Genomic DNA, 26,145 nt, shown 5'->3' with positions numbered 1-26,145 from the left:
AATTGGATTTGGGCAATGGTTTTTTAGTTGCTAGTGGCTAGTTGCTAGTGGCTAGAAGTACCGGACCGCGAATTCGGTTTAATAAATCTGTGTCATCTTGTTTTTTCGTTCGACGTTCGACATCTTCCTACAACGAAAACATCTTGTAGCTCTGGTGCGTTTGTTTTACGATGGCTTCGGTGCGCTCCGGATGCGTGTCTGAAATGAACAACTGCCCGAAATCGTCGTGCTTGACCATTTCCACGATTTTGCCCACACGGAATTCATCGAGCTTGTCAAAAATGTCATCGAAAAGCAAAATGGGTTTTTCCCCGGATTTTTTTCCGACGAATTCAAATTGCGCCAGTTTAAGCGCAATCAAAAACGATTTTTGCTGCCCTTGAGACCCGAATTTCTTGATCGGGTGGCCATCGATCTCAAACGACAGATCGTCTTTGTGGATGCCCACGCTGGTGTATTGCAACAACCGGTCGCGGTCAAAATGATTTTCAAGCAGCGCCGTAAACGCGCCCGAAGTCAGGTCGCTTTGGTAGCTGAGGTTGACGTTTTCGGCAGATTCCGTGATGCCGTGATGGTGTTTGGCGAAGATCGGGATGAAATCGGCCAGGAATTTTTTACGCTTTTCAAACAACGGCGTACCGAGCGACGACAGTTGTTCGTTGTAAATCCCGAGCGTTTCCTTGTCAACGGTCCGGTTGGCGGCGAAATACTTCAACAAAGCGTTGCGCTGCGCCAGGACTTTTTGATACTGGATCAAATCGTGCAGGTAATGCGCGTCGTTTTGGGAGATGACCGAATCGATGAATTTCCGGCGTGTTTCGCTGCCTTCTATGATTAAATCACGGTCTGACGGCGAAATGATCACCAGCGGAATCAGCCCGATATGGTCTGACAATTTCTCGTATTCCTTGCCGTTGCGTTTGAGGATTTTCTTTTGCCCTTTCTTGAGGCTGCACACGACTTGTTCGGCGCGGCCGTCTTTCTCGAATTCGCCGTCGATCACAAAAAAGTCTTCGCCGTGCTTAATGTTTTGTACAGCCATCGGGTTGAAATAACTCTTTCCGAAGGCCAGGTAATAAATCGCGTCGAGCACATTGGTCTTGCCCACGCCGTTGCGCCCGGTGAAACAGTTGATTTTGCTGTCGAATTCAAACGCAGCGTCCGCAAAATTCTTGTAGTTGAAAAGGGAAATCTTCGTGAGATGCATGGTGGCGCAAGTTAGCGAAAAGAGACTAAAGTCGAAAGTCGAAAGTGGAACGATGGGGAAGCGTCGGTGGAAGAAGTTGATCGTTGCTAGTTGCTAGTGGCTAGTTGTTAGTTGCTAGTTGTTAGTTGTTAGTGGCTAGAAGAACCTCGCCGCGAATTCACGGATTGGATTTGTGGAAATTTGTGCAATTGGTGTTTTTGAGTTGCTAGTTGTTAGTGGCTAGTTGCTAGAAGAACCTCGCCGCGAATTCGCGGATTGGATTTGTGGAAATTTGTGCAATTCGTGTTTTTTAGTTGCTAGTTGTTAGTTGTCAGTTGCTGGAAGAAATCTGTGGAGTGTGTGTTTTTATCGTTCGACGTTTGACGTTCGATATTCGACGTTTGCGTTAGGGATGGAAGCGGCATCCTTTTGCGAGGCCACGAGCAAAAGATACAGCGCACAGCCCGGCGCGAGGTCACGACGCGCAACGCCCAAAAAACCAATATTGGGTTAGCACACAACTCATTGAAAAAAAGTTGCGCGCGTATGAATAAAAATTTTATTTTTGCGGCTCAATAAATCAAAGAATGGCGACATACAATAAAAGAGGTTACAAGGAACCGAAAGAGAAAGTCAAGGAAGATGCAGGTGCATTTGTAGAAGAGCAGGTGAATGTAGACGAAAAAGACAGCACCACGGCTGCGGTTTTCTCAAAACTCGACGAAAGCGCGAACAAGACTGAAGACTGGGTTCAGAAAAACCAGAAAATGATCATCAGTGTTTTGGGCGGTATTGCCATAGTCGTTGTAGGTTATTTGCTGTACCAGAAGTTTGTCGTGGCACCGAAAGAAGATACGGCGGCTGAGGAAATGTTCATCGCGCAACAAAACTTCAAGAAAGCGCTCGATGCACCAAAACCGGATTCATTGTACAACTTGGCGTTGAACGGTTCTGAAGGTAAGTTTGGTTTCGCGAAGATTGCCGAGGAATATTCTGGTACCGATGCCGGAAACATGGCAAACTACTATGCCGGTGTTTCTTACCTGAACTTGAAAAAATACCCTGAGGCGATTGCTTCACTCGAAAAATACAAAGGGAAAGACGTCATGACCGGTACGTTGGCTGTTGGCCTCATTGGCGACGCTTACGCACAACAAGGCAAAAACGCCGAAGCTTTGGAGCAATACCTGAAAGCGGTAGGCATGAACGCCAACGAATTCACGACGCCGCGTTTCCTGATGAAGGCTGGGCAAGTGGAATTGGCGATGGGCAAAAAAGCCGACGCCTTGAAGCATTTTACCGAACTCAAGGAGAAATATGAATTGTCTCCGGAAGCATCTAACGTGGATGCGTTGATCGGGCTGGCGCAGTAATTATTCTAAAATTAAATTATAAATTATAAATTGGAGCGACAAAACTGTTGCTCCTTTTTTATTGTTGAAATCTAGTCGGCCGTTTCCCAATCATTTATAATTTAAAATTCATAATTTAAAATAACAACATGGCTACCGCAAACAAGAACTTATCAAACTACGATAAAACGAAAATCCCCAGTGCGAAAGGTTTTCACTTTGGCATTGTGGTGTCGGCCTGGAACGACAAAATTACCAACGGCTTGTACGCCGGCGCAGAAGCGGCATTGCTGGATTGCGGCGCGCGTCCTGAAAACATCGTCCGTTGGGACGTACCCGGGAGTTTTGAACTCGTCTATGGCGCCAAACGCATGATGGACATGCGCCACTTTGACGCGATCATCACGATTGGTTGCGTGATCAAGGGCGAAACCATGCATTTTGAATTTGTCTGCGAAGGCGTCACACAAGGCGTGAAAGACCTGAATTTATTGGGTGACGTACCCGTGATTTTCTGTGTCCTGACCGACAACAACGAACAACAATCCATTGACCGCAGCGGCGGCGCACACGGCAATAAAGGCACCGAAGCCGCGATTGCTGCGATACAAATGGCGGCGTTGCGGCGGCGGTTTTAGTGGCTAGTAGCTAGTTGTTAGTGGCTAGAAGAACGTCACCGCGAACCCGAGAAGTGAATTCGTGTAATTCGTGTTTTTTTAGTTGTCAGTGGCTAGTTGCTAGTAGTTAGAAGAACCTCACCGCGAATTTGCGGGTTGGATTTGTGTAAATTCGTGCAATTCGTGTTTTTTTGGTTGGTCTTTGGTCGTTGGAGAAATGGCCATTGTCGTTCGACGTTTCTCTTTCGACGTTCGACGTTCGACGTTGTCATAGTTTTACATCTTCTTTCCGGTGCTTTTTATCACTTTTTTGTGAATAAAATTCTCCCGACTGCACACCATAATTCCCTAAATTTGAAATCACGCAAAACAGCCCGATGTCCGGTATTATCCAGTTACTTCCTGATCACGTAGCCAACCAGATTGCCGCCGGCGAAGTGGTGCAACGGCCCGCGTCCGTCGTCAAGGAATTGATGGAAAACGCCGTAGACGCCAAAGCCACCGAAATCACTTTGAACATCAAGGATGCGGGTAAAACGCTCATCCAGGTCATTGACAATGGCGTAGGCATGAATGCGTTTGATGCGCGGCTGTGTTTCGCCCGTCATGCGACGTCTAAAATCCGCCAGGCCGAGGACTTGTTTGACCTGCACACCAAGGGTTTCCGTGGCGAAGCGCTGGCGTCTATTGCGGCGATTGCGCATGTTGAACTCAAGACGCGGCAAGCGCAGGATGAACTCGGGCAATGTATCGTTATCGAAGGCAGCAAGTTCATCTCCGAGGAAATGGCCGTTGTCCCGAAAGGCACGTCGTTCGCGATCAAGAACCTGTTTTTCAATATCCCGGCGCGGCGCAACTTCTTGAAGTCCGACGTGGTGGAATTGCGCCACATCATTGACGAATTCCAGCGTGTGGCCATGGCGCATCCCGCCATCCATTTCCAGCTATACCACAACAACAGCGAGGTTTTCAATTTACCATCGCAAAATTTGCGGCAACGTATTTCAGGTATTTTCGGCGGAAAGACCAACGAAAAACTGGTCCCGATTTCAGAAGAAACAGATATCGTCACCATTCAGGGCTTTGTCACCAAGCCTGAATTCGCCAAGAAAACGCGTGGCGAGCAATTTTTCTTCGTCAACAACCGTTTCATCAAGAGTGGTTATCTACACCACGCGATCATGTCGGCATACGAAGGCTTGCTCAAAGACGGTTGCCAGCCGGGTTATTTTATTTATCTGAGCGTGCCGCCGCAGTCCATTGATATCAACATCCATCCGACGAAAACCGAAATCAAGTTTGACGACGAGCATGCGTTGTATGCCTATTTGCGTTCGTCGGTGAAACATTCGCTCGGACAGTTCAACGTGGCACCGGTGCTCGATTTTGAGCGCGATGCCAACCTCGATACGCCGTACGACTACCAATACAAGCAAGCCGTGCTTCCCACTGTTGAAGTGGATGGCGCTTTCAATCCGTTCGGCGATACAAAGCCATCTAAAACCTATACCGGCCAGAAGAAAGCCGATGCCGCTTGGGAAAGCCTTTATGTAGGCTTGAAACAAGATACCGATGCCGTTTTTGCCGACACGCTCGTGGCCGACCCGAGCGCAAACGAATGGCAGCAAATGTCCGGTATGAAATTCGAGAGCGAAGCCGTGACCTCGTCGCTTTTTGAGTCGCAGGACGAAAGTGCATCGGTGTCCAAAACCTACCAGTTGCACAAGAAATACATCGTGAGTTTCATCAAATCCGGTATGGTCATCATAGACCAGCAGCGCGCGCACCAACGCGTGTTGTACGAAGGATTCCTGACCAGCATGACGGTGCATCAGGCCGCGAGCCAGCAATTGCTGTTTCCGTTGGAATTGTATTTTTCCTCGGTGGAACTGGCGTTGCTCGAGGAGTTGAGGCCGTCGTTGGTGAGTGCCGGTTTTGTCTTTGGAGAAGCGTTTGAAGACCGCATTGTCGTGTCGGGCGTGCCGGTGAACGTCACGGGCAGCGAAGTCTCGATTGTCATCGAAGAGTTGCTCGCCGATTTGCAGCAAGGCATTCCCGGAAACAGTTTCAGCCAGAGCGACAGCATCGCCAAGTCGATGGCGCGTAGCTTGGCGGTAAAAACCGGAACCTATCTCACCGAAACAGAACAAGAAAATCTCTTGGATGGCTTGTTTGCTTGTAAAGAACCGGATGTGTCGCCATTCGGCAAACCCACATTCCTCACCATGCGTGTGGAAGATTTAGATAAAAAGTTTTCTGTATGATGAATTTGACGCCGTTGGTCAAGCAACTCTTGATCATCAACATATTGTTTTTTATTTGCAGCTTTTTCGTGCCGGCGGCCGATCAAATCTTGGCGTTGCACAACATCCACAGCGATCATTTTGGTTGGTGGCAACTCTTGACCTATATGTTCATGCATGGCAACGTGATGCATATTTTCTTCAATATGTTTGCATTGTTCTCTTTCGGTTCAATGTTGGAGCAATTTTGGGGTACAAAGAAATTTCTCTTCTTCTACATTTCCTGCGGTCTGGGCGCTGCGGCTTTGCAACTCGGGATCAATTATATGGAAAGTCAAGAATTGCTGAACCAATTGTACGCGGTAGGCTTGCCTGAATCGGTCGTCCACAAACTGGTCAACATCCCGGTTTGGGATACGAACGGAAACCCAATGGTCAACAGCTTTCTTTCGGATGCGACCACCATCGTAAGACAGTCAGGCCATGAACAACTGATTTCAAAAATGAGCGGCAACCAATTGCTGGAAGCGGCGATGAGCGTGCAGGGCGAGATGGTTGGTGCTTCAGGCGCGATCTACGGTTTGTTGGTTGCATTCGCTTTTATGTTCCCCAACGCGGAGTTGGCCCTTCTTTTTATCCCGATTCCCATCAAAGCGAAATATTTTGTGCCGGGATTGTTGTGTCTGGATTTGTTTCTCGGGTTCAAAGGTGGTTCATTGTTCGGGACAACTACGGGTATTGCACACTTCGCCCATGTTGGCGGTGCACTCATCGGGTTTCTGATGATGTGGTATTGGAAAAAAAACCAGTTTAACAAAAACCGCTGGAACTGATGAATAGCTTCTGGACAGACCTGAAACTCCAGTTCAAGATGGGCGACGTCACCACGAAGCTGATCTTCTGGAATGTCGGCGCGTTCCTGTTGTCGATCGTTTTCTTTTACCGCTTCCGCGAAGGGTATTTTGACTACCCGGCCTGGATCGGGCTGTCGGCCGATTGGCGCACCGTCTTAATTCATCCGTGGACAATCATTTCCTATGGTTTCCTGCACGCCGGATTCTGGCACCTGTTCATGAACATGGTTGTCCTGAATTTGTCGGGGCGGTTCTTCCTGACCTATTTTACCCAAAAGCAACTGTTCGGGTTGTACATACTGGGAATGATATTTTCGGGCTTGTCGTTACCCTTACTCGCACCGCTGCTGGGCGACGGCGGCATCATCGTGGGCGCATCGGGCGCGGTCATGGCCGTATTGTTGGCCACCACGATTTACGGCCCGAACCTCGAGCTTAGGCTTTGGGGCATCATCAAGCTCAAGCTTTGGCATTTCACGGCATTCTTCCTCTTAACGGATGTTTTGTACCTTCTCGTAGAAAACACCGGCGGCCACGTGGCGCATTTATCGGGTGCGTTTTTCGGTTTTCTGTACATCAAATTGTTGCAGAACGGGACAGATTTGAGTAAAATCGTTTCCTTTGTGACTGAATTGCCGAATCGGAAAAACAAATCGCCGCTAAAAACCGTACATAAAAACACCAGCAGGCCAGCACCCAAATCTAAAATTGTAATAAAAGACAAGAAACAGCAACAAATAGACGAAATCCTGGACAAGATCAGCCGGTCTGGGTATGACAGCCTGAGTCAGGAAGAAAAAGATTTCCTGTGGCGCGCCGGCAAAGAGTAGCATGAAAAAACTTTCGTGGTTCAACAAAGTGATGTGGTTCTTCAATATAGTGCTTACTGTATTGACAGCCATCGCCTATGTATTGCCATTCCTGGCGCCGAAAGCCTTTCCTTTTTTTTCGGTGCTAACGCTCATACTGCCGCTGTTTCTAATCCTTAACGGGCTTTATTTCGTGTATTGGGCGATACAACTCAAAAGGCAGGTCATCCTTTCCGGATTGGTGTTGCTCTTGGGCATTACCTTCATCAGCAAATTCTACAAGTTTTCGGGCGTCAACCAGCCGGAGAGCGAAAAGGACTTCACGGTCATGAGCTACAATGTGCGGTTGTTCAATCTCTTCCAATGGATCCAGAACGACCATTTGGTGGACGACATCCGGACGTTCATCAACGAGCAGAACCCGGATATCTTGTGTATTCAGGAATATTCCGAAGGTGCGCACATAGACCTGAAAGTCTATCCGCACCGCTACATCATGATGGATGGCGACCAAATCAAGACCGGCCACGCCATTCTGTCCAAATTCCCGATCATCGACAAAGGGAAAATCGCGTTCCCGAACTCCAACAACAACGCCGTATTCGCCGATATCAAGAAAGGCCGCGACACGATTCGCGTGTACAGCATCCATTTGCAATCCATCCGCATCACACCCGATGTCGATGAAATCAACAACCAAGGCGCGATAAACCAGAAAAAATCAGGTGTCATTTTCAGGCGCATGAGCACGGCGTTCAGTATGCAACAGCAACAGGCCGAACTCATCAAGTCGCACAAGCAGGACAGCCCGTACCCAATCATTATCTGCGGCGATATGAACAACAGCGCGTTTTCATACGTTTACGGCAACATCAAGGGGAAATTGAACGATACTTTCGAGGAAGGCGGCACCGGTTTCGGGCAAACGTACCACTTCAAATATTATCCGGCCCGGATTGATTACATCTTCGCCGACAAAAAAATGCAGGTCAAGGAATTCAAGAGTTTTCCGGATTTTTACCGCTCAGACCATTACCCAATCATGACGCGGTTGTACATCGACTAAATCTCCTGTCGTTTGAGATAATCCAACGCGCGTCGGCCTTCGTTGCACAACAAATCAAGAATGCTCAAGTTGTTGATCCAGCCGTGGCGGTCGGCGAATACCTGATGGTACGGTTCCAGTACGGTCGTGTCTTTCTTGCCGTTGGCCAGCTTCCGAAAGTCGTGATAATCCGGCGCATCGTGGAAGTATTCCTGCGTTTCTTGGTACGTAAAATCCATCCCCAAACATTTGGCGGCAATGGCCATGGTTTCCAGATTCAAATCCATCAGGAAGGTGTGGCGCTTCTCGAAAACAGGCGCAAATGCATCTTCGAAATACTCGAAAAAAGGCGAGGAGCGATACGCGGCTTCCAACGATTTGAAATGCTGTTTCTGCCAGTCAAAAGCGGTTTCCAGCTTGATGTCGCGCGTTTTCTGGTGCGCGAATTTGCTGTGTTTCACCGGAAGATTCAACAGTTGCACGCCGTTCGGGCTGTAAATGTACATCCTGTTGCGGTTGGTCTGCTTCTGGAAATTGTCGTCCATTTCGAGCGTGATACCATCGGCCCGCGCCATAGCGGCAAACTGGCTGATAGACGGGAAATACGTTGGATGGATGAGAATGTCCATTTTCAATGGTGAATTGTGAATGGTGAATTGTGAATGGTGAATTGCGCCGGAATTAATTTACCATTCACAATTTATAATTAAGCTGCTTTTTTCTTTTTCCGGAAATAATCCCAGGCGACGTATGCACCCAGCAACAACAGGAAATATTTGAAATAAGAAGTGCGCTCGCCATCGCCGCTGACGGTCGTGAAAACCCTGTCCCAGCGGATGCGCCAGTTCTTGATGCCGTCGTTGATACCACTGATGCTCATCCAGATAAATACCGGTTTGCCCACAATATGGTTTTCGGGCACGTAACCCCAATAGCGGCTGTCTTCGGAGTTGTGCCGGTTGTCGCCCATCATCCAATAATAATTTTGCTGGAAGGTATAAGATGTCGCCGGTTTGCCGTTGATCCTGATTTCATCGCCGTTGACTTTCAGGTCGTTGTGTTCATATTCTGTGATGATTTTCTTATAGTACGGCAGCACTTTGGTATCCAATGCCACGGTTTTTCCGGCCTGTGGAATGTACAGCGACGGAAAGTTGTCGCCGTTGCCTTTTCCGATTTTCGGGAACGCGCCGTCATAGTAAGAAGCCGGCATTACTTTTTTGGTCACTGAGGTGATGCCCGGGATATTTCGAAGCCTGGCCGCCGTGTCGTCGGTCATCGACGAAAAGAACAGCGTGTCGCGGCGTTCACTCTTGTAACCTGCGCGGTCTGTGATGTCCAGTTCTTTCATCACGTGCTCGAAATCGATGGGTGTCTTGCCGTCGATCGTCACGAAAAACGAATGTTGTGGCCTGGCACGTTCTGGAAGGATGAGCTTTTTGTTGTTGATGTAAACCTCACCGTCCACGATCTTGAGGCTATCACCGGGAATGCCCACGCAGCGCTTGACGTAATTGGATTTTTTGTCGATGGGCTTGTCCACGCGCGCTTCGGCCTTGAAGAATTGCCGTACCGTGTCAACCGGCCAGTTGAACACCACGATGTCATTGTTCTCGATGGTTTCCATGCCTGGGAAACGGAAATACGGTGCCTGTGGCCATTTCGAATACGATTTTACGCGAAGTACCGGAATCGTGTCGTGCACCATCGGCGCCGCCACGGTAGTCATCGGGACGCGCGCCCCGTAATGGAATTTACTCACGAACAGGAAATCGCCTACGAGCAAAGACTTTTCCAGCGACGACGTTGGGATTGTGAACGGCTGCATGAAGTACGTGTGTACCATCGTGGCCACGACAATCGCGAAGAGTATGGAACTGACAGTTTCGCCGCGTTTGGTCCTCGGATACAAATCGCGGTCGGTGACGTAATTGAGTTTTTGCGTGTAATTGACGTAGTAGATGTACAGTCCGAATGTCAGTACGGCCAGCCACGTATCGGTCGAGGAATTCCGTCCGAAACTCCGCAGCGTTTCGACCCAAACCACCGGAAACATGATCAGGTTGACAATCGGGATGAAAAGCAAAATCGTCCACCAAGTAGGCCGGTTGATGATTTTCATCAGCACGATGGCATTGTACACCGGGATTGCCGCTTCCCAACGCTTGCGTCCGGCGGCTTCATACAGTTTCCATGTTCCCGCGAAATGCACGGCTTGTACAATCAGGAAGAAAATAAACCACTGGTCTAGTGTCATAAGTTTCGGTTTTAGTTGCTAGTTTCTAGTTGGTAGAAAAGCAAATACGTAAATTATTATGATTAATTATCAATTAACCCCAGCACATCTTTCATCGAAAACACGCCTGTTTTCCCGACGATCCATTCCGCCGCCATGACCGCGCCGAGTGCAAAACCTTCGCGACTGTGGGCAATGTGCTTGATTTGGATGGTGTCGATGGGAGAATTATAGAACACACTATGCGTGCCCGGAACGTGTTCGATCCGCTGCGCGTCGATCCAGATTTCATCGGCTTTCGCATTTTCCAGCGCCCAACTCGAATAATCGGAGTTCGCGATGATGTCGTGCGCCAGGCTGATGGCCGTTCCGCTGGGTGCATCCAGTTTCTGCTTGTGGTGGATTTCCTGCATCGCGACTTTGTATTCGGGGAATTTCGCCATCATTTTCGCCAGGTATTCGTTGAGCTGGAAAAATAGGTTTACGCCCAAACTGAAATTCGACCCGTAGATGAATGCACCGTTTTTCTGCTCACACAACGCCGTCATCAGGTGGTAATCGGCGAGCCAGCCTGTCGTTCCCGACACGATGGGAATGCCGTTGTTGAGCGCGGTGGTAATGTTGGTTACGGCAGCCGTCGGAACACTGAAATCTATGGCGACATCGGCCATTTCCAGCCCGTCGAAACTGGCATTGCTGGTCTTTTTCAGGACGATTTCATGGCCGCGTCCGAGTGCAATCCGCTCAATCGCTTGGCCCATTTTTCCGTATCCGAGGAGCGCTATTTTCATCAAAACCTATAATTTAAAGTCAGCCCGACATTGGGCATTTGGTTGATGTCCGTCTGGTACACATCGGGCACGACCGACAAGTCGTCGCTTACGTTGAATTGTTTCAAATGCGCATCCACGTTCGCGTCCACGATGTTCAGGATGTAAAAAGCCGCCGTAATCAATAGCGACAAATCCCGGTTCCGCTGGTAGAAACGCTGGGCCGAAATCAGACGGTCGTTGTCCAGGTATTGGAACTCATCGTCGTTGTATCCTGCCAGCCTGCGCTTGTACGCATCGCGGTATTGGTTGTATTTCTTGTTGTTGTCGAAGTAAAAATAAAGGCTCGTGCCCATGGCGCCGTACACAATCGGGACTTTCCAGTATTTTTTGTTGTAGGCTTGCCCCAATCCCGGTAAAATGGCCGAATAAAATGCGGCACGCGACGGCGCTAGAGGATCGATTTTCACTGTCTTCTTTGCGGGTACCACTGTACTGTCTTTGCTCACGCGCAACTCGCCGGTAGGTTTCTGGGCCGCGGCGGACGTTGCCATAAGGGCAACAAAGACGATACAGATAATCCTATTCACTGCCTTTGATCAGGTTAATGATGCGCGTAAAATCGGCTTCAGATTTAAACGGAATCGTAATCTTTCCTTTCCCGTTGGCCGCTACTTTCACATCGGCTTTCACCCCAAGATAAGTAGCCAGCGCCGACTGTTGTTTTCCGGTGTCGAACGTCGATCCAGCTTTTGCTTTCACAGCAGCTTTCGGTTTTTGGCCGTCGTGGTATTGTTTCACCAGCGCTTCGGTGTCGCGTACCGAAAGATTCTTGCTGACGATTTTGTGGTAAATGTCGGCCTGCACGTCGTGGTCTTCGATGTTGATGATGGCGCGTCCGTGGCCCATCGAAATGAAACCGTCGCGGATGCCTGTCTGGATGACCGGATCGAGTTTCAGCAACCGCAGATAATTCGCGATTGTAGAACGCTTCTTGCCCACACGGTCACTCATTTGTTCCTGCGTCAATTGGATTTCGTCCATCAAACGCTGGTAAGAAAGTGCAATCTCGATTGGGTCGAGGTCATGCCTTTGGATGTTTTCCACCAGTGCCATCGTGAGCGAATCCTGGTCGTTGGCGATGCGGATGTACGACGGAATGGTTTTGAGTCCGGCCATTTTTGAGGCGCGCAAACGGCGTTCACCCGAAATAAGCTGGTATTTGTTGAAGTCGTCTTTGCGGACGGTAATCGGCTGGATGACGCCCAATTCCTTGATGGACGTAGCCAATTCCTGCAGCGCATCCTCGTTGAAGTTGGTACGCGGCTGGAACGGGTTGATTTCAATAGAAGCGATATCCAATTCAACAATGCTGCCCACGACTTTGTCGGCATTCTTGTCTGTGATGGATTTGATGTCGTTTTCAGGGTCTTTCAACAATGCCGACAAACCCCGGCCGAGCGCCTGCTTCTTTACTGCTTTAGCCATTAATTATGGAGTGTTTTTCTTGATGATTTCGTGTGCGAGGTTCAGGTAATTTGCCGCGCCCTTACTGGTCGCGTCGAAGTTGATGATGCTTTCCCCAAAGCTTGGCGCCTCGCTGAGTTTTACGTTTCGCTGGATGATGGTTTCAAACACCATGTCGTGGAAATGCTTCTGGACTTCCTCGACCACTTGGTTGGAAAGCCTCAGGCGCGAATCATACATCGTCAGCAATAAACCTTCAATGTCCAGTGCCGGATTGTGGATTTTCTGCACACTTTTGATCGTGTTGAGCAACTTGCCCAAGCCTTCGAGCGCAAAATATTCGCATTGGATCGGGATGACCACAGAATCCGCCGCCGTGAGCGCGTTCAAGGTGAGCAAACCCAGCGATGGCGCGCAGTCGATCAAGATGTAGTCGTATTTTTCGCGGATGTTTTCGAGTGCTTTCTTGAGCATGTACTCGCGTTGTTCCTGGTCTACGAGTTCAATCTCAATGGCCACCAGATCAATGTGCGCGGGAATAATGTCCACGTTCGGCGCGGTTGTCGGCAAAACGGCTTCCTCTGGCTTACTGCTGTGTTCCAGGATCTGGTATGTCCCGATTTCGACGCTTTCCACGTCAATGCCCAGTCCCGATGACGCGTTGGCCTGCGGGTCGGCATCTATCAGCAATACTTTTTTCTCCAGAACGCCCAGCGAGGCCGCGAGGTTTACCGATGTTGTGGTTTTTCCTACGCCGCCTTTCTGGTTGGCTACCGCAATGATTTTGCCCATTGAATCTCTAAAAAATTTGAGCGGTAAAAATACAATTAATTATGGGTTTTTCAAGGCAATTTTGTTAACAAACACGCAAAGTTTTGAGGTTGAGCCACAAGCAGAAACGGCGTTGTTTTCTGGGTTGATTGCCCGCACGGAAGCGATAGTCCGTTACGCAGAAGCTGTTCGTTTCATTCTCGGCGAATAGACACGATGGGAATAAAACGGAAACATGAACTACAAGTTTTATTCTTCTAGCCACTAACTACTAGCCACGAGCCACTAGCCACTAGCCACTAACCCCTAGCCACTAAAACCCAGTCACCAGTAACTTGCTGGCCGCTGCAATGGAGCACTTTTGGTATTTTGCGTATGCTTTTGCAGCCCGTGTGTGGATTTGTTTGGGTGTTTCGCCCAAGAGCCAGCCCGAAATGGCGTCGTGGATGGTATAGGCTTCGGGTGCCATGAGTTGGGTGGTCCAGACCAGCGGACGCGAATTGGCGTTTTTGATATACGTCTTGAAAAAATTTCTGCTCATGCATGCGAGTATGATGCAATCGCGCTGTTTCCCGTCTACATTTTTATAGTCAGAATCCACGGTGAAATCCATCAGGCCATCGTGCCCGATGTACGAAACCAGTTGTGCGTGGCCATAAATGCCCAGCGATTTACCGTCAATATCTACCGTTTCTTTTTTACTTCCGGCATTGGCGGCCAGGAAATCTTCCGTGGCTTTTTTGATGAACTGGCCATCGTAAGCGTCGGCAATCAAATAGACGTCTTTTGTTTTGTGTTGGAAGTAAATCCGTTCGAGGATATTGCCCTTTTTCTTTTCAACTTTAAGGAATTTCCATTCCGCGCTCTTCTTGAAGTAGCTCCGGATGCCGTATGCGCAACCCCAATACAGGTTGTTGTCCGGGTCTTGTCCGTTCCCGATTTTTGCACCCACGGGAACAATGCCTTGGTATTTGTTGTCGCAGAGCGCCACGATGATGTGGATGACTTTTGACGTGTTTTCAAACTTCTTTTCATTTTCGAAGCCGATACTCTCGTCAAAAACACCAACTTCATCCAGCTCTGCGAGGCCGAACGAAGCAAACACGAGTAAAAGACCCATCCAAACCTTAATCATCTATTGTCAATTATGTATTATCAATTGGCCATCGTCAATTGCCTTTCTTCGCTTTGATCATCATTTCGAGCATGTCCCACATTTCCTCGGGAACGGCTTCCAAAAGGTTGAATTGCCCGGCGCCTTTGAGCCATTCGCCACCGTCAATCGTGATCACTTCGCCGTTAACATACGCCGAAAAGTCAGACACCAGATACGCCGCGAGGTTGGCCAACTCCTGATGGTCGCCCACGCGCTGCAGCGGCACTTTTTTGGCCAAGTCGAATTTTTCCTTCAAGTCACCCGGAAGCAATCTGTCCCAAGCGCCTTTTGTCGGGAATGGTCCGGGCGCAATGGCGTTGGAACGGATGCCGTATTTGGCCCATTCCACGGCGAGGCTTCGAGTCATGGCCAATACGCCTGCTTTGGCGGTAGCGCTCGGTACGACGTAGGCTGACCCTGTCCAGGCATATGTCGTCACGATATTTAAGATGACGTTGTTTGTTTTTTTGGTGTCGATCCAATGTTTCCCGAAAGCCAATGTACAGTTTTTCGTCCCTTTCAAAACAATGTCGATAATCGTATCAAATGCATTGGCCGATAGCCTTTCGGTAGGTGAGATGAAGTTTCCTGCCGCATTGTTGAGCAAGACATCCACGCTTCCAAAGGCATCCAAAACGCTTTTCAGCATGGCTTCCACTTGGTCGTAATGGCGCACGTCGCATGGCACCGGAAGGCATTTTCCTTGGGTCTGTGCTTCCAATTCTTGCGCCGTCGTTTTTAGTTTGTCGAGGTCGCGCGACGTGATGGCGACGTTTGCGCCCAATTCCAGAAAATACTTGGTCATCGCCTTGCCCAGACCGCTGCCGCCGCCCGTAACCACGATATTTTTTCCTTTTAGTGCGTCGTCGCGTAGCATCTTTTGTGAAAAGTCCATGTTTGTTGTTTTGCAGATGTAGCGAAGATAGTCAATAAGCGTTCGTAAGGAAAGGGTTGCGCGATTTTTTTGAGTTGGAAAACCTCAGAGGTTTTCAAAACCTCTGAGGTTTAAACCTACGCCCAAAATGATTTTTCCAACTACGGGAAAACCATATAAAATCATAAAGCGACCAAACAAAAAACCGGGACATGCCCGGTCTTCCTTACCTAAAAATAATCAAGCAATTTATTTTTTAATGAACCGCGTCACTTGGTTATCACTTCCGTTTCGAATATCCAGCAAGTACGTCCCGGAGGAAAGCGCGCTAACATCGATGCTGCCCGCGGAGCCATTGAATGCCACCTTTTGCTGTGCAACGGTCTTGCCTTCAAGATTTAAAATCGTGGCCGAAACCTCGCCTAAATCGGCGGCATTCGCCATGATGTTGAGTTGGTTTTCCGCGATGGTCGGATACACCGTAAATGCGCGGTTTTCCGGCTGCCGCACGCCCAACATCGCCGTGTTCACCACGACATTGTCCACGAAAAGCACCGACCCGAAATTTACTTCAGAATCATCTTTCTGCATGGAAAAAGTGATGGTCATGAACTTCGGGGTGTCGTCCATGGTAAAAGCCACCGGCACGTAGACGTATTGAAAATTATCGGGCTGTGGCAATAAAGTGATTTCGGCGACTCCGATGCTTTCACTGTTTTCGTTAAACAATTCCATTTTGGCGGCGGCCACGTCGTTACCCATCGGCATGAATTTGTAATCAAACCCAAGGAATTGTACCACAGCGCCATCCGGGAGCGGAATGCCCGAGTTCCACCCGTTGGCCGTCTCGGAAAGTTCGTCGTTGAACAACACCGCGTGACCCGGAATCGTGGTTTCTTGCGTGGCATTGTAGGCGTTTGACACCATCAAAGACCAACTTCCGGTAAGGCAATCTCCGGCGGCCATCGTGAAACTGTTGACGCCTTGAAACCAAATCTCATCACTCATGGATTCGCCGGTCGTTAAGTCAATGTGTACCGGCTGGATAAAAACGCTGCCCCAGTTTTTTGGGCTGAATCCATCCGAGAGGATTTCCTCGAAACCGTTGTTGGGCACTTGCGCCTGTCCGAAGGTCAAGCTACACATGGCGAATAAAAGGTAAATTCTTTTCATAGTTTTTCGTTTTAAGATTGAACAATCCGGAAAATTCCATAGCGACTTTTCCCAGTCCAAAGATAGCGTGGATGTGTTCACCAATCCTACAAAATCAGGTAGACAAAAGGTTGACAATCCTATATTTTAAAGGGTTTTTGAGGTAAACACTAGATGGACAAGATAAAATCCGTCAGGTTGTCTTCGGTGTGCAATTGCAGCTTTTTCCGAAGCCTGTATCGTGCGGTTTTGACGCTGTCGGGCGAAATATTCAAGATGGAAGCCATTTCCTTGATCGACAGATTCAGCTTGATCAGGGCGCAGATCTTCAAGTCGTTGTTGCTGATGTCGGGGTAATTGCTCTTTAGCCGCGTGTAGAAATTCTTGTTGATGCCTTCGAAATAAAGGTCGAAGTCATTCCAACTGTTGTCCTGCACCAAATGTTTGTTGACCATTTTGAGCAGTTCGCGTCCCGAAATCACTTGGTCTTTCTGGACGTATTGTTTGATTTCGTCTATCAATTCGTTTTTCTGCAGCATCTGAAGTGTGATGGCGCTGAGCTGGCTTTCCTTGTGTTCAAGGTCGTTGCGGAACTGCTGCTCTTCCATGGTTTTCTGTTGTTCGAGTGCCGCCACGAGTGCTTCCTTGGTTTTCAATAGTTGTTTGTCTCGCCGGTTGATGCTTTTAAGGAAAAAATAACCTGAGATGAATACAATCAGCAACACGATAATGGAAATCACCAAGATAATATTCGTCAGTTTCGATACTTCGCCTTCCTTTTCCATCAGCGCCAGTTTTCGGTTTTTCTCTGAAACCTCGAATTGCACTTCCAGGTTTTTGACGATTTGCTCCCGTTCCAGCGAATAAAATTCGTCCTTGATTCCGATGAGCCGCGCCTGCAACCGGCTGGCTTCCTCAAAATTCCGTTGCTTGGTCTTGAGGTCGATCAGTGCTTCCAGCGAACGTACTTCGAATACTTTGTCGGTCAATCTTTTGGCGATGTCGTTGGCTTTGTCAAAATAGGCTTCGGCGGCCGGTTGCTGGCCTTTCTCCAATTGCCATTTCCCAAGGGTAAGCAAGGCTGAAACCTGCGCTTGTTTGTTTTCGGTGGAATCTGCAATAGCGAGACTTTTCAGGAACAATTCGGGTTTGTTTTCGAGTTCGCCGGTCTTGAGGTAAGCGCCAGGCAAATAAGCGTAGTTGTTGGACTTTTGGAAATTCGTCAAAGACAACCTGAAGTAAACCGCGGCGGAATCGCGCTTTTTGTCGGACAGATATAGCGAGCCGAGTGTGGCATAGGCCAAGCCCAGCGTACCCGAACGATCATTTTCGTCCTTGAGCGTTTCAATGACTTCGCGGCTCATGCGTTTGGCATCGTCGGTTTTGCCCTGTCGCAGGTAAATCGTACTGACGAGTTGCAAACATTTGCTTCGCCCGATTTTGGCTTTTTCCGGATCCGACGCTTCCAGCGCATGATAGGCATCGATGGATTGCGTGGCATATTGAAGACCTTTTTCAAGGCTCGACCCGAAAGAACAAATCCCAAGATACAGATACGCTTCGGCCTTATCGGCTTCATTGTTGTCCTGTTTGGCTTTTTCGAGCGCTTGCCAAAACAACCGGAAGGCTTCGGTATCATTGTCCTTGACCAGTTCGCTCCAGCCTTTCTGCAACAAAGGATCTTGGCTCGTCGGTTGGCCCGACGCCACGATGGCACACAGTACGACAAGGCTGGAAATCAGTATTTTCAAGCGCATTTTCACGGCAAATTTCGGTAAAGATAGAAATTCCGAACAATAAAAAAACCCATCGACAGCACGATGGGTTTGGTAGCGAAGGCGCTTTACTATTTGAGGAATTCGCCGAGCGCGTCTGCAAAATGCGTCCAGCCGCCGTTGAAGCTTTCGCGCTTGAAATCCGTTGTTTGCGGGAATGTTTCCAGCCCGTAATGCGTCAGTTTCAAATGCGTCCGGCCGTGGTCTTCGGTCAGTTCGAACGATACTTCAGACATGCCTTCGTAACCCGGATAATGCCACGTGTAGGCGATGACTTTGTTCGGGACGAGTGCGGTAATCTTGCAGGCATGCAGGAAGCTGTGATCGCCGTCGCAGCCCGCTTCGAACGTGAATTCCGCACCGAGTTCCGGCTTAAAAGTCGGAATGTTGAAGTACCATTGTTTCATTTGTTCCCTGTCGGTCAACGCCTGCCAGACTTTGTGTACCGGCGCATTGTATGTACGCTCGATGACGAGCGGCGCTTGTGTGGTGGTTTCCATAATTAATCGTGGTTTATGATTGGTTTAATTCATCCGATAGAAATTTGTCGAGTGCATCGAGTTTCGCTGTCCAGAATTGGCGGTATTGCTCCACGAACGCTGAGACTTCCGCCAGTTTCTCCAGTTTTGGTTCGCAATACCGTTCGCGGCCTTGCTGTTTGATCTGGATCAGGCCGCATTCGGTCAATATCTTGATGTGCTTTGAAATGGCGGGACGGCTGATGTCGAATTGGTCGGCCACGGCATTTAGATTCATGGTTTGTCCTGCAAGCAACGCAATGATGGCGCGTCTGGTTGGGTCGGCGATGGCCTGGAAAACATCTCTTCTCATTTTGACTCAGCAGTTTTTTTGATGGCTTCGAGCGCATCGTCCCACATCTTATCTTGCTTCTTTAAATAGTATTTCTGTAATTTTCCCGTCTCGGCTTCGAGCAACACACCGCCATCGCGCGGTGTCAGTCTTAAAATCTCAAGGTAGTCGCCCAGGGCAGCCGTTGTATATCGGTCGAAGTCATCGTAATAATGGAGTTGGAGGGTTTTGCCGTCGGCAATCTCGACGATGCCGCGAACCGCGCCGTTGCCTTCCATGTCTGTCCAAATGATTTCAGAACCTTCGCTCCAATCGGTTTGCGCCAGTGCGCCGCCGCCGAATGTCATGGCCCAGTCGTGGTTCGGGTGCAACAGTGTGTCCCAGACCGCTTGCATGCTGGCATTGATGGAAATAGATTTAAACAGCGAACTTTTTTCGACAAAGTCCCGCAACGACATTTCCAGGATGTGCGTCCAGCCAGCGTTGAAGCTTGATGGTTGGAAGTTTTTGTCGTCGGTCTTGAAATCCAGCCCGGAATGTGTAAGTTTCACCCGCGTGCGGCTTTCTGTTTCAGGAAACAGATCGATACTGACCAGCGAAATACCTTCGATATTTTCATACTGCCACGTATAGGCAAGCTTTGTGGGTTTTTGCACTTCGACCACTTCGCAAAAATGGCGGTATCGGACGTTTTCGTCGCCGCCTGTAAATTCGAATTTGAATCCTGTTTCTGGCCTGAAATCGGACACATCGAAATACCATTGTCTCAGTTGGCTTTTGTTTGTAAATGCTTCCCAGACGCGATCGATAGGCGCATCGTATGTTCTTTCAACGACTACTGTATTCATAATTGACGAAGATAAATGTGTAACAAATCGGTTACAAATATATATGTAACTAATCGGTTACGCAAATAATTGGAAGGAAAATTTTAGAAAAGTTCTAAAACTGTAGTCTTTCTGCGGCTTTCACAAGCGTGTCATCGTCTTTCGCGAAGCAGAACCGGATGAGTTTATCGTCTTTTTTCGATTGGTGGAAAACCGACAGCGGAATGGCCGCCACGCCGTACTGGGTGACAAGTTTCCGGGTGAAGTCGAGGTCGCTTTCATCCGAAATTTCCGCATACGATGCCACTTGGAAATACGAACCTTCGCACGGCAGTAATGTAAATCTTGTGTCTTTGACCAGGTTTCTGAACCGGTCGCGCTTGGTCCGGTAAAACGTACCCAAGTCGGCCAAGTCCACGATGTCAAGGTATTCCGAAATCGCCGCTTGCGCCACGCTGTTTACGCAGAAGACCAAATATTGGTGTACTTTCTTGATGTCCAGCATCAGATCGGCGGGTGCCACGACATAACCGATTTTCCATCCGGTGATGTGGAACGATTTCCCGAAAGAAGACATGATCACGCTCCGGCTGCGCAATCTTTCGCGCTGGTTCACTGAGATATGTGCCCTTTCGAATGCAATGAATTCATAGACTTCGTCAGACAAGACCAGCAATTGCGGATGTTTGTCAAGCAAATCCTCCAACGCGGCAAAATCGGCTTCTCGCCATGTTTTCCCCGACGGGTTGTGCGGATTGTTGGTGATGATCATCCGCGTCTTACTATTGACGGCGCGTCCAATCGCATCCCAGTCTGGCGAAAAGTCGTCGTTGAGCGAAAGATGGATGGGGCGCGCCCCGCACAAAACAACCGGCGCATCATAACAATCGTACGCCGGATCTAAAATAAGGACTTCGTCGCCTGCTTCCACAAGTGCCTGAATCGCGGTGAAAATCGCTTGCGTTGCCCCGGCGGTAACCAAGATTTCTTCTTCCGGACTTGTGATTCGCCCGTAATTTTCGGCCACGAGCCCCGCAATTTTTTCCAGCAATGGTACATGCCCGGCGCTGGGCATGTATTGGTGGACATTGGTCTTGACGATGCGGGAAACGATGTCGGTCAATCGGTCGTCCACGGGGAAATTCGGGAAACCTTGCGAGAGGTTAATCGCATTGTGTGTCGCGGCCATTTTCGACATGACCGTAAAAATACTGGTGCCCGAGTCTAGTTTCGGCATTTTTGTTTTAAAAATACGCAACCCGTTTTGATTAATTGCATCAACCTTTTGTATAAATTTGTTATCAACCTTCCAATCAATTGTTTATGAAAACGATTTACTCCATTTTGACAGTTGTTGCCGTGTTGTTCTTTGCTTCCTGCGACAACGACGATGCGCCGAAAGACACCGCGCTTTTCGGTGTTCCGCAAGTAGCATCCAAAGCCACATTACGCAACAGCGTAGGCGTTCAGGCGCCGCACGAAACCGATTCCGAAGGCAAGATTTATGTGGCTTCCGGCAAGTTGTTCTATATCGCACAAGAATCGGGCGTACACATCTTCAACAACCAAAACCCGGCAGCGCCACAAAACATCGCGTTCCTGAATATTCCCGGCGTGCATGACATCGCGATAAAGGACAATTATTTGTACGCAGACAATTACATGGATTTGCTGGTCTTCGATATTTCAGACTTCAACAACATCACACTGGTGCAAACCGTTACGGACGTGATCCAGTTCTATGCTGAATTTCCTACTGAGGCGGAATTCTATGCGCCCGATGTGTATCCGAACGAAGGCGAAATCATCACAGGTTACACGTTGGAGCGGCGTGAAAGACCCGAAGGCATGATGCTCGAGATGACCCAGGACGCGATGGCCAATTTCCAGTCTACGGCTGCCGGTTCGGTAGGCATCGGCGGTTCATACGCCAAGTTCCAGATCAATGACAATGCGCTTTATACGACCGATGCGTACCAACTCAACGTGTTCAACATTAGCGAGCCGACCAATACGTATTATGACAAGTCTGTCGCGATGTATTTCTGGCTGGGCGGCGGCGAATTCGAGACGCTATACAAACAAAAGGACTATTTGTTCGTTGGCGCTACCAATGGCATGTACATCGTGGATGCCACCGACGAATTCAATCCGTATTTCGTGTCTGGGTTTTCCCATGCCACGGCGTGCGATCCGGTAGTCGTGTCGGGCAATACGGCATACATTACGGTCCGCGGCGGCAATTCCTGTGGCGCGATAGAAGACCAAGTGAATGTCATCGACATTACCGATGTGACGAATCCTGTCCTGGTTTCGACGACTTTGTTGGATAACCCATACGGATTGGGCGTTCGCGATGGTTCGCTGTACATCTGTTGTGGTGCAGAAGGACTGAAGGTGTTCAATGCTACAAACCCCGAAGCATTGACGCTGGCCCATACCTATCCGATCAATGTCACCGACGTCATTCCACTTTCGACACACTTGATTGCCGTGGGCGACAACAAGGTCATCCAATACCAATATGGCGCGAACCACACGTTGGCGCCAATCAGTACGATAAACTTTTAAAGAAAGAAGCCTGCAAATGCAGGCTTCTTTTATTTTGTGAGTTTGCTGGTGAAAGGTCGCCCGGAAGCCGTCGTTCCGCGCAAAAGGAACACGCCGTTGGGCAACCCGCTGACATCGGCCGAAATCCCATCGTGCGGAATTTGTAGTTTTTTACCGTCGATTTGGAACACATCCAATGTGGCCACATCCTCTGAAAAAGCGATGCGGTCTCTAGCAGGATTGGGGTAGAAGCGGACCTTGGTTTCGGTTTGCAAATCGCCAACAGCCAGATTGCTGCCATAGACGAACTGATGTTCCACCGTATTTCCGTTATAACTGAATGATAGTGTCCAAAGGCCATACGTATCGAAAGACGCCGAACCAAAACTCCACCACCAATAGGAAGCGTTGTAGGCCGTTGTGGAATTGAACGGTTGGGTGAACGCTATGGTGCCGTTAGGCCTTTTCATCGACAACAACCCGCTAGAACCTACAGTCTGGTCGGTCAAAAACACCATAGCGTATACAACTTCATTGCTTAGGAACGAATCCTTGTACTTGGTAACTTCCATTTGCGGGCAAGTCGGGAATGTAGGCACGCCGCTATGGGTTGAAACCGCATTGATTTTGGGTTCGATGTATGGCTTTTGCGCGGCCCACCAAGAATCATTTGCAGATGTCCAAAGGTTGCAGGTGCCAACATACGGATCCACCAATTGCCCCGCATTGTTGTACACTTCGAAATGCAGGTGCGGCCCGGTAGAACTGCCCGAACTTCCTACATTACCCAGAAATTCGCCCGCGGCAACCGTGTCGCCCGGGCCTTTGGCGGTGAGCGTACCGCTTTTCATGTGGCCGTACCACGCAATACTTCCATCGGCGTGCATGACGTAAATCGCATTCCAATCGCCGCCGCCCAGGGCGCAGTTCATGTCGAAATTTCCGTCGTCTTTATAGATAATCGTTCCCGGTGCCGCGGCAATGACACGCGCGTAGTTGTTCTGGAATTGGTACCACGAGAATGGCCACAGGAAAATATCCATACCCTGGTGGTTGTAACCGTTAGAAGTGTCGTATGATTTGGTGCCGCAGTTCCAATCCTGGATCTGGTTCGGAAAAGAAGCATTGTGGTCTACGTAATTACTCAAGCCCCACACGGCCGTGTAGGGCGCCGCCGGGTCTTTTTCGATTGGCCATTCAAACAACGGATGCGGCCCGCCGCCGCCCAATAGGCTGGTTTGCGGATTCGGCAATATGCCTTTCTCTATCAAGTCCTGTTTGGCGCGTGCCAGTTTCTCGAAGATCGCCTCCCGTTGCGCCGCCGTGACACAAGGCGTATCTGGGTTCCCGATCGTGTAGGCTTCATTGTGCGGGCCGCTGATTTGGGCGTGGAGCGAACCGCCAAGGACGAGGCAAAGAGGCAAGAGGAATTTTTTCATGGCGCAAGTATTAGGTGTTGTTCAAATATAGATAAATTTATAGGCGCACCAATGATTTGCATTTCTAGTAAAATGATTTTCAGTTGATTAATCGCGAAGTAAAATTTCCAGAATGCTGATGGCGGCTTCGCTGATTTTGGTGCCCGGTCCGAAAACCGCTACCGCGCCTGCATCAAATAAGAACTGGTAATCCTGCGCCGGAATCACGCCGCCCACAATGACCATAATGTCTTCGCGGCCGTACTTCTTCAGTTCCTCGATGACTTGTGGCACCAGCGTTTTGTGGCCTGCCGCCAACGATGAAACACCTAAAATGTGTACGTCGTTTTCCACGGCTTGCTTGGCCGCTTCAGCAGGGGTTTGGAACAACGGCCCGATGTCGACGTCGAAACCCACGTCGGCATAACCGGTAGCCACGACTTTTGCGCCGCGGTCATGGCCGTCTTGCCCCATTTTCGCAATCATGATGCGTGGCCGCCTGCCATCTTTCTTGGCAAAGGCATCGGCCAGTTGACGTGCTTTCTCAAAGCTTTCGTCGTTCTTGATTTCTTTGCTGTACACGCCGCTGAATGATTTGATTTGTGCTTTATATCGTCCGAACACGGCTTCGAGCGCGTCGCTGATTTCGCCCAGCGTAGCCCGAAGTCTGGCCGCTTCAACCGCCAGTTCCAGTAAATTTCCTTGCCCGGTCTTTGCGCTCTCGGTTAATTTTTCCAGTGCGGCTTTTACGGCATTCCCATCTCGGCTGGCTTTGATTTTTTCCAGTCTGTCGATTTGCTGTTTGCGCACCAATTGGTTGTCCACATCCAGGATGTGCAACGGATCTTCCTTGCGCAATCGGTATTTGTTCACGCCTACGATGATGTCTTGGCCGCTGTCAATGCGCGCTTGCTTACGGGCTGCCGCTTCTTCGATCCGCAGTTTCGGGATGCCGGCCTCAATGGCTTTGGTCATGCCGCCCAGCTGTTCTACTTCTTCAAGGAGTGCCCAGGCTTTGTGGGCTATTTGCGCGGTTAGTGATTCTACGTAATAACTGCCAGCCCAAGGATCGACGGTTTTGGTGATTTTGGTTTCTTCCTGCAAGAACAGTTGGGTGTTTCGGGCAATCCGGGCAGAAAAATCCGTTGGCAATGCGATGGCTTCATCGAGTGCGTTGGTGTGCAAGGATTGTGTACCGCCGAATGCGGCTGCCGCTGCTTCAATCGTGGTGCGTGCCACGTTGTTGAACGGATCTTGCTCGGTCAGGCTCCAGCCTGAGGTTTGACAGTGTGTACGCAATGCCAGTGATTTTTCGTCTTTCGGGTCGAACTGTTTGAGGAGTTTCGCCCAAATCATTCGGCCGGCGCGCATCTTTGCAATTTCCATGAAATGGTTCATCCCGATGGCCCAAAAGAACGATAGGCGTGGTGCGAATTCGTCAATCTTCATTCCGGCGGCCAATCCCGTGCGGATGTATTCCAATCCGTCGGCCAAGGTATAAGCCAGTTCAATATCTGCGGTAGCGCCGGCTTCCTGCATGTGGTAACCCGAAATGGAAATCGAGTTGAACTTCGGCATGTTTTTGCTCGTGTACGCGAAAATATCGGCGATGATCTTCATCGATGGCGCAGGCGGATAAATGTACGTATTGCGCACCATGAATTCCTTCAGGATATCGTTTTGGATGGTTCCGGAAAGTTGCGCCGGTTTTACGCCTTGCTCTTCGGCGGCCACGATGTAAAAGGCCATAATGGGCAGTACGGCGCCGTTCATGGTCATGGAGACCGACATCTCATCCAGCGGAATCTGGTCGAACAACACTTTCATGTCTTCCACGGAATCTATCGCTACACCCGCTTTCCCGACGTCGCCTACCACGCGCTCATGGTCTGAATCATAGCCGCGATGCGTGGCCAAATCGAACGCAACCGACAGTCCTTTTTGTCCGGCGGCGAGGTTGCGGCGGTAAAACGCGTTGCTTTCCTCGGCGGTCGAAAACCCCGCGTATTGGCGGATCGTCCATGGCCTTCGGACGTACATCGTCGCATACGGTCCGCGGAGGTTAGGGGTAAAGCCGGCCCCGAAATCGAGATGGCTTAAACCGGAGACGTCATCGTCCTGATAGGTTTGCTTGACTGCAATGCCTTCGGCTGTCGTGAATGCATTTTCACTACTTTTCCCCGCTGGCTCGGTGTGGTTGAGCGATACGTGTGAAAGGTCTTTCCGGTTCATC

At 49.5% G+C, this 26,145-nt stretch carries 25 protein-coding genes; 8 read left to right on the top strand and 17 right to left on the bottom strand.

Features of this window, described 5'->3' with window-relative positions; translation table 11 throughout:
- Window positions 1–127: 127 nt before the first annotated feature.
- Window positions 128–1,207: a DNA replication/repair protein RecF gene (gene recF / locus ACM9J1_RS06650; protein WP_415581250.1), complete on the bottom strand. Its 1,080-nt coding sequence runs from the start codon at window positions 1,205–1,207 to the stop codon at window positions 128–130.
- A 566-nt stretch (window positions 1,208–1,773) separates the two neighbouring features.
- Between recF and ACM9J1_RS06645 the strand changes: the two genes are divergently transcribed.
- The 6 genes from ACM9J1_RS06645 (at window position 1,774) to ACM9J1_RS06620 (ending at window position 8,127) form a co-directional block, all read left to right on the top strand.
- Window positions 1,774–2,559, top strand: a complete 786-nt coding sequence (locus ACM9J1_RS06645) for a tetratricopeptide repeat protein (protein ID WP_415581249.1) — start codon at window positions 1,774–1,776, stop codon at window positions 2,557–2,559.
- A 128-nt stretch (window positions 2,560–2,687) separates the two neighbouring features.
- Entirely contained in the window at window positions 2,688–3,176 is a 489-nt protein-coding gene (gene ribH / locus ACM9J1_RS06640) for a 6,7-dimethyl-8-ribityllumazine synthase (RefSeq protein WP_415581248.1), read from the top strand.
- Between the two features lie 356 nt (window positions 3,177–3,532).
- Window positions 3,533–5,419 (top strand): DNA mismatch repair endonuclease MutL, encoded by a 1,887-nt coding sequence (mutL, locus tag ACM9J1_RS06635; RefSeq protein ID WP_415581247.1) that lies wholly within the window; start codon window positions 3,533–3,535, stop codon window positions 5,417–5,419.
- Window positions 5,416–6,231: a rhomboid family intramembrane serine protease gene (locus ACM9J1_RS06630; RefSeq protein WP_415581246.1), complete on the top strand. Its 816-nt coding sequence runs from the start codon at window positions 5,416–5,418 to the stop codon at window positions 6,229–6,231. The genes mutL and ACM9J1_RS06630 overlap by 4 nt, the downstream gene beginning before the upstream one ends.
- Complete coding sequence (locus tag ACM9J1_RS06625) at window positions 6,231–7,082, top strand: rhomboid family intramembrane serine protease (RefSeq protein ID WP_415581245.1); 852 nt, start codon at window positions 6,231–6,233, stop codon at window positions 7,080–7,082. The genes ACM9J1_RS06630 and ACM9J1_RS06625 overlap by 1 nt, the downstream gene beginning before the upstream one ends.
- A 1-nt stretch (window position 7,083) precedes the next feature.
- Entirely contained in the window at window positions 7,084–8,127 is a 1,044-nt protein-coding gene (locus ACM9J1_RS06620) for an endonuclease/exonuclease/phosphatase family protein (RefSeq protein WP_415581244.1), read from the top strand.
- On the opposite strand, the gene ACM9J1_RS06615 is transcribed toward ACM9J1_RS06620, so the two are convergent.
- The 6 genes from ACM9J1_RS06615 to ACM9J1_RS06590 all read right to left on the bottom strand — a co-directional run bounded on the left by ACM9J1_RS06615 (window position 8,124) and on the right by ACM9J1_RS06590 (window position 13,371).
- Window positions 8,124–8,735 carry a WbqC family protein gene (locus tag ACM9J1_RS06615; protein WP_415581243.1) on the bottom strand — a complete coding sequence of 204 codons (612 nt, stop codon included), beginning with the start codon at window positions 8,733–8,735 and terminating at the stop codon, window positions 8,124–8,126. The genes ACM9J1_RS06620 and ACM9J1_RS06615 overlap by 4 nt on opposite strands.
- A gap of 77 nt (window positions 8,736–8,812) precedes the next feature.
- Window positions 8,813–10,363 (bottom strand): signal peptidase I, encoded by a 1,551-nt coding sequence (lepB, locus tag ACM9J1_RS06610; RefSeq protein WP_415581242.1) that lies wholly within the window; start codon window positions 10,361–10,363, stop codon window positions 8,813–8,815.
- A gap of 62 nt (window positions 10,364–10,425) precedes the next feature.
- The gene (dapB, locus tag ACM9J1_RS06605; protein WP_415581241.1) at window positions 10,426–11,133 is read right to left on the bottom strand and encodes a 4-hydroxy-tetrahydrodipicolinate reductase; all 708 of its coding nucleotides are present in this window, start codon (window positions 11,131–11,133) and stop codon (window positions 10,426–10,428) included.
- Window positions 11,133–11,666 (bottom strand): DUF5683 domain-containing protein, encoded by a 534-nt coding sequence (locus ACM9J1_RS06600; RefSeq protein ID WP_415581240.1) that lies wholly within the window; start codon window positions 11,664–11,666, stop codon window positions 11,133–11,135. The genes dapB and ACM9J1_RS06600 overlap by 1 nt, the downstream gene beginning before the upstream one ends.
- A 28-nt stretch (window positions 11,667–11,694) precedes the next feature.
- Window positions 11,695–12,600, bottom strand: coding sequence for a ParB/RepB/Spo0J family partition protein (locus ACM9J1_RS06595; protein ID WP_415581239.1), 906 nt, complete (start codon window positions 12,598–12,600; stop codon window positions 11,695–11,697).
- Window positions 12,601–12,603: 3 nt separating this feature from the next.
- Complete coding sequence (locus tag ACM9J1_RS06590) at window positions 12,604–13,371, bottom strand: ParA family protein (RefSeq protein ID WP_415581238.1); 768 nt, start codon at window positions 13,369–13,371, stop codon at window positions 12,604–12,606.
- Between the two features lie 16 nt (window positions 13,372–13,387).
- Here ACM9J1_RS06590 and ACM9J1_RS06585 point away from each other — a divergent pair, with 16 nt between their 5' ends.
- Window positions 13,388–13,561 (top strand): hypothetical protein, encoded by a 174-nt coding sequence (locus ACM9J1_RS06585; RefSeq protein WP_415581237.1) that lies wholly within the window; start codon window positions 13,388–13,390, stop codon window positions 13,559–13,561.
- Window positions 13,562–13,663: 102 nt separating this feature from the next.
- On the opposite strand, the gene ACM9J1_RS06580 is transcribed toward ACM9J1_RS06585, so the two are convergent.
- The 8 genes from ACM9J1_RS06580 to ACM9J1_RS06545 form a co-directional block, all read right to left on the bottom strand.
- The gene (locus ACM9J1_RS06580; RefSeq protein ID WP_415581236.1) at window positions 13,664–14,485 is read right to left on the bottom strand and encodes a hypothetical protein; all 822 of its coding nucleotides are present in this window, start codon (window positions 14,483–14,485) and stop codon (window positions 13,664–13,666) included.
- Between the two features lie 34 nt (window positions 14,486–14,519).
- Window positions 14,520–15,401: an SDR family oxidoreductase gene (locus ACM9J1_RS06575; protein WP_415581235.1), complete on the bottom strand. Its 882-nt coding sequence runs from the start codon at window positions 15,399–15,401 to the stop codon at window positions 14,520–14,522.
- A 228-nt stretch (window positions 15,402–15,629) separates the two neighbouring features.
- Complete coding sequence (locus ACM9J1_RS06570; RefSeq protein WP_415581234.1) at window positions 15,630–16,553, bottom strand: T9SS type A sorting domain-containing protein; 924 nt, start codon at window positions 16,551–16,553, stop codon at window positions 15,630–15,632.
- A 149-nt stretch (window positions 16,554–16,702) separates the two neighbouring features.
- A complete protein-coding gene (locus ACM9J1_RS06565) occupies window positions 16,703–18,289 on the bottom strand; it encodes a tetratricopeptide repeat protein (RefSeq protein WP_415581233.1) in 1,587 nt (528 codons plus the stop codon).
- 89 nt (window positions 18,290–18,378) lie between these two features.
- Window positions 18,379–18,807: an SRPBCC family protein gene (locus ACM9J1_RS06560; protein ID WP_415581232.1), complete on the bottom strand. Its 429-nt coding sequence runs from the start codon at window positions 18,805–18,807 to the stop codon at window positions 18,379–18,381.
- A gap of 13 nt (window positions 18,808–18,820) precedes the next feature.
- Window positions 18,821–19,138, bottom strand: a complete 318-nt coding sequence (locus ACM9J1_RS06555) for an ArsR/SmtB family transcription factor (protein WP_415581231.1) — start codon at window positions 19,136–19,138, stop codon at window positions 18,821–18,823.
- Window positions 19,135–19,965 carry an SRPBCC family protein gene (locus ACM9J1_RS06550; RefSeq protein WP_415581230.1) on the bottom strand — a complete coding sequence of 277 codons (831 nt, stop codon included), beginning with the start codon at window positions 19,963–19,965 and terminating at the stop codon, window positions 19,135–19,137. The genes ACM9J1_RS06555 and ACM9J1_RS06550 overlap by 4 nt, the downstream gene beginning before the upstream one ends.
- 94 nt (window positions 19,966–20,059) lie before the next feature.
- Window positions 20,060–21,202 (bottom strand): methionine aminotransferase, encoded by a 1,143-nt coding sequence (locus ACM9J1_RS06545; RefSeq protein ID WP_415581229.1) that lies wholly within the window; start codon window positions 21,200–21,202, stop codon window positions 20,060–20,062.
- Between the two features lie 65 nt (window positions 21,203–21,267).
- Between ACM9J1_RS06545 and ACM9J1_RS06540 the strand changes: the two genes are divergently transcribed.
- Entirely contained in the window at window positions 21,268–22,515 is a 1,248-nt protein-coding gene (locus ACM9J1_RS06540) for an LVIVD repeat-containing protein (RefSeq protein WP_415581228.1), read from the top strand.
- 29 nt (window positions 22,516–22,544) lie between these two features.
- On the opposite strand, the gene ACM9J1_RS06535 is transcribed toward ACM9J1_RS06540, so the two are convergent.
- Together ACM9J1_RS06535 and scpA are read right to left on the bottom strand one after the other, a co-directional pair.
- Window positions 22,545–23,933 (bottom strand): peptidoglycan DD-metalloendopeptidase family protein, encoded by a 1,389-nt coding sequence (locus ACM9J1_RS06535; protein ID WP_415581227.1) that lies wholly within the window; start codon window positions 23,931–23,933, stop codon window positions 22,545–22,547.
- A gap of 87 nt (window positions 23,934–24,020) precedes the next feature.
- Window positions 24,021–26,144 carry a methylmalonyl-CoA mutase gene (scpA, locus tag ACM9J1_RS06530; RefSeq protein WP_415581226.1) on the bottom strand — a complete coding sequence of 708 codons (2,124 nt, stop codon included), beginning with the start codon at window positions 26,142–26,144 and terminating at the stop codon, window positions 24,021–24,023.
- Between the last annotated feature and the right edge of the window lies 1 nt (window position 26,145).

The sequence above is a fragment of the Flavobacterium longum genome, from assembly GCF_965137575.1.
In the GTDB taxonomy this organism is placed as follows: domain Bacteria; phylum Bacteroidota; class Bacteroidia; order Flavobacteriales; family Flavobacteriaceae; genus Flavobacterium; species Flavobacterium longum.
This window is presented reverse-complemented; position numbering and strand designations above follow the sequence as displayed.

Excerpts from the sequence above, each read along its gene's own strand:
- recF (WP_415581250.1), bottom strand. The coding sequence starts at position 1,207 with ATGCATCTCACGAAGATTTCCCTTTTCAACTACAAGAATTTTGCGGAC.
- ACM9J1_RS06645 (WP_415581249.1), top strand. The coding sequence starts at position 1,774 with ATGGCGACATACAATAAAAGAGGTTACAAGGAACCGAAAGAGAAAGTC.
- ribH (WP_415581248.1), top strand. The coding sequence starts at position 2,688 with ATGGCTACCGCAAACAAGAACTTATCAAACTACGATAAAACGAAAATC.
- mutL (WP_415581247.1), top strand. The coding sequence starts at position 3,533 with ATGTCCGGTATTATCCAGTTACTTCCTGATCACGTAGCCAACCAGATT.
- ACM9J1_RS06630 (WP_415581246.1), top strand. The coding sequence starts at position 5,416 with ATGATGAATTTGACGCCGTTGGTCAAGCAACTCTTGATCATCAACATA.
- ACM9J1_RS06625 (WP_415581245.1), top strand. The coding sequence starts at position 6,231 with ATGAATAGCTTCTGGACAGACCTGAAACTCCAGTTCAAGATGGGCGAC.
- ACM9J1_RS06620 (WP_415581244.1), top strand. The coding sequence starts at position 7,084 with ATGAAAAAACTTTCGTGGTTCAACAAAGTGATGTGGTTCTTCAATATA.
- ACM9J1_RS06615 (WP_415581243.1), bottom strand. The coding sequence starts at position 8,735 with ATGGACATTCTCATCCATCCAACGTATTTCCCGTCTATCAGCCAGTTT.
- lepB (WP_415581242.1), bottom strand. The coding sequence starts at position 10,363 with ATGACACTAGACCAGTGGTTTATTTTCTTCCTGATTGTACAAGCCGTG.
- dapB (WP_415581241.1), bottom strand. The coding sequence starts at position 11,133 with ATGAAAATAGCGCTCCTCGGATACGGAAAAATGGGCCAAGCGATTGAG.
- ACM9J1_RS06600 (WP_415581240.1), bottom strand. The coding sequence starts at position 11,666 with ATGGCAACGTCCGCCGCGGCCCAGAAACCTACCGGCGAGTTGCGCGTG.
- ACM9J1_RS06595 (WP_415581239.1), bottom strand. The coding sequence starts at position 12,600 with ATGGCTAAAGCAGTAAAGAAGCAGGCGCTCGGCCGGGGTTTGTCGGCA.
- ACM9J1_RS06590 (WP_415581238.1), bottom strand. The coding sequence starts at position 13,371 with ATGGGCAAAATCATTGCGGTAGCCAACCAGAAAGGCGGCGTAGGAAAA.
- ACM9J1_RS06580 (WP_415581236.1), bottom strand. The coding sequence starts at position 14,485 with ATGATTAAGGTTTGGATGGGTCTTTTACTCGTGTTTGCTTCGTTCGGC.
- ACM9J1_RS06575 (WP_415581235.1), bottom strand. The coding sequence starts at position 15,401 with ATGGACTTTTCACAAAAGATGCTACGCGACGACGCACTAAAAGGAAAA.
- ACM9J1_RS06570 (WP_415581234.1), bottom strand. The coding sequence starts at position 16,553 with ATGAAAAGAATTTACCTTTTATTCGCCATGTGTAGCTTGACCTTCGGA.
- ACM9J1_RS06565 (WP_415581233.1), bottom strand. The coding sequence starts at position 18,289 with ATGCGCTTGAAAATACTGATTTCCAGCCTTGTCGTACTGTGTGCCATC.
- ACM9J1_RS06560 (WP_415581232.1), bottom strand. The coding sequence starts at position 18,807 with ATGGAAACCACCACACAAGCGCCGCTCGTCATCGAGCGTACATACAAT.
- ACM9J1_RS06555 (WP_415581231.1), bottom strand. The coding sequence starts at position 19,138 with ATGAGAAGAGATGTTTTCCAGGCCATCGCCGACCCAACCAGACGCGCC.
- ACM9J1_RS06550 (WP_415581230.1), bottom strand. The coding sequence starts at position 19,965 with ATGAATACAGTAGTCGTTGAAAGAACATACGATGCGCCTATCGATCGC.
- ACM9J1_RS06540 (WP_415581228.1), top strand. The coding sequence starts at position 21,268 with ATGAAAACGATTTACTCCATTTTGACAGTTGTTGCCGTGTTGTTCTTT.
- ACM9J1_RS06535 (WP_415581227.1), bottom strand. The coding sequence starts at position 23,933 with ATGAAAAAATTCCTCTTGCCTCTTTGCCTCGTCCTTGGCGGTTCGCTC.
- scpA (WP_415581226.1), bottom strand. The coding sequence starts at position 26,144 with ATGAACCGGAAAGACCTTTCACACGTATCGCTCAACCACACCGAGCCA.